Here is a 2,009-nt window from a genome sequence, read left to right as displayed (position 1 = left end):
CACTGCGGTACGTCGACCTGGACGGCGCGGTGCACACCGCCGTCGGCACCGGCCTCTTCGACTTCGGCCACCGGGACGGGGCGGCCGGCCAGGCGCTCTTCCAGCATCCGCTGGGGGTCACCGCCCTCCCCGACGGCTCGGTCGCCGTCAGCGACACCTACAACCACGCGCTGCGGCGGTTCGACCCGGCCAGTGGCGAGGTCACGACGCTCGCCACCGACCTGCGGGAGCCCAGCGACGTCGTGCTCGTCGACGGCGACCTGGTCGTCGTCGAGTCCGCCCGGCACCGGCTGACCCGGTTGCGCCTTCCCGAGGAAGCCGTACGCGTCGCCGACCGGGCTCACCGCACCCAGCGGGCGGCCACCGCCATCGCCCCCGGCACACTCCGGCTGGACGTGGTCTTCCAGGCGCCCGCGGGACAGAAGCTGGACACCCGCTACGGCCCCTCGACCCGGCTCCTGGTCTCCTCGACCCCGCCGGAACTACTGGCCGGGGGAGCGGGGCCCGGGACGGACCTGGGCCGCGACCTGGTCCTGGCCGACGGGATCACCGAGGGCGTCCTGCACGTCTCCGCGATGGCCGCATCCTGCGACGACGACCCCGCCAACGAGTACCCGGCCTGCCATGTGCACCAGCAGGACTGGGGCGTCCCCGTTCAGATCACCGGGGACGGGGACACCAGGCTGGCGCTGGTACTGGCCGGGCTGGACGACCGGGGCTGACGGGTACCGGACGGCGGCTCGGAACGTGTAGGCGCCGTCGCGGAGTTCGTACGTCCAGTAAGCGGTCGCCCACGTCGTGGGGGCGACGGTGACGCCCGCGTCACCGGGCGCCTTCACGAGGGCCGTGCCGGCCCCCTTCGGCAGCGTGACGGAGATCCCTCACCGTCTCGGTGCTCTCCTTCCGGCCGCCTTCGGGCGTCCGGACCGCCGCACAGGCGGTGACGCCCGGCTCCAGGCCGTCCGGGGCCTCCGGGCTGCTCCCGGCCATGGGCGGAACGGTGCCGCGGGCGTTCTCCGGGAACCGGGTCTCGGGGAAGCCCGTCATCAGGCAGCTGCCGCCGGAGGTGTCGTCGCGGGCGGCCCGCCCGGCCAGGGCCGGGGTGCTACATCATGCGCCGGTCGTCGTCCGGTACGACGGTGGTGGTCGGGGGGACGAGCATGCGGCGTCGGCGCATGATGCTGGCGTAGACGAAGACGCCGATGACTCCGACGATCATCATGATCCAGCCGACCAGGTCCACGTTGACGGTGTCGATCTCCCAGTCGGTGGCGAAGGCCAGGATGGCCCCCGCACCGATGAGGACGATGCATCCTCCGAGTCCCATGAATACCGCCTCCTCGACGGCCCGGTGGCTCCGGGCCGGTGTACGGGTCGCGTACCCGGCCCGGTAGCGATGATGCGCCGGGCAGAGGGGGTTGGCGGGGCGTCAGCCCGCCAGGAACGCCGTGAGGGCGTTCGCCAGCAGGTAGGGGTCGTCGGCGCCGCACAGCTCACGGGCGCTGTGCATGGAGAGGATCGCGACACCGATGTCGACGGTCTGGATGCCGTGGCGGGCGGCGGTGATCGGGCCGATCGTCGTGCCGCAGGGCATCGAGTTGTTGGACACGAAGGTCTGCCACGGCACGCCGGCCTTCTCGCAGGCCGCAGCGAACACGGCCCGGCCGCTGCCGTCGGTCGCGTACCGCATGTTGACGTTGACCTTGAGGATCGGCCCGCCGTTGACCACCGGGTGGTGCGTGGGGTCGTGGCGCTCGGCGTAGTTCGGGTGGACGGCGTGGCCGGTGTCGGAGGAGAGGCAGACGGTTCCGGCGAAGGCCCGGGCCCGGTCCTCGTAGGTGCCCCCGCGGGCGAAGACGGAACGCTCCAGGACCGTGCCGAGCAGCGGGCCGTCCGCTCCGGTGTCGGACTGGGAGCCGTTCTCCTCGTGGTCGAAGGCGGCCAGCACGGGGATGTACGGGAGGTCGCCGCCCGGCTGCCCGGCCACGGCGGCCAGTGCGGCCGTCGCG

General features: G+C 73.1%; 1 protein-coding gene and 2 pseudogenes. 1 reads left to right on the top strand and 2 read right to left on the bottom strand.

From position 1 onward, the window contains the following. A pseudogene (locus IH13_RS0113710) lies at positions 1-722 on the top strand (alkyl hydroperoxide reductase); the annotation flags it as partial. Positions 723-1,105: 383 nt separating this feature from the next. Here IH13_RS0113710 and IH13_RS0113700 read toward each other — a convergent pair. Both IH13_RS0113700 and IH13_RS0113695 read right to left on the bottom strand, forming a co-directional pair. Beyond that, positions 1,106-1,327 (bottom strand): DUF6458 family protein, encoded by a 222-nt coding sequence (locus IH13_RS0113700; RefSeq protein WP_031084228.1) that lies wholly within the window; start codon positions 1,325-1,327, stop codon positions 1,106-1,108. A gap of 102 nt (positions 1,328-1,429) precedes the next feature. Continuing rightward, positions 1,430-2,009 (bottom strand): annotated as a pseudogene (locus IH13_RS0113695) (M18 family aminopeptidase); the annotation flags it as partial.

The organism is Streptomyces sp. NRRL WC-3549, from assembly GCF_000721935.1.
Taxonomy (GTDB): domain Bacteria; phylum Actinomycetota; class Actinomycetes; order Streptomycetales; family Streptomycetaceae; genus Streptomyces.
Note: the sequence above shows the minus strand (reverse complement) of the source record. Positions and strands in the feature narration are given on the sequence as shown.

Bases quoted from the DNA above. Each gene is read 5' to 3' on its own strand.
- IH13_RS0113700 (WP_031084228.1), bottom strand. From the start codon at position 1,327: ATGGGACTCGGAGGATGCATCGTCCTCATCGGTGCGGGGGCCATCCTG.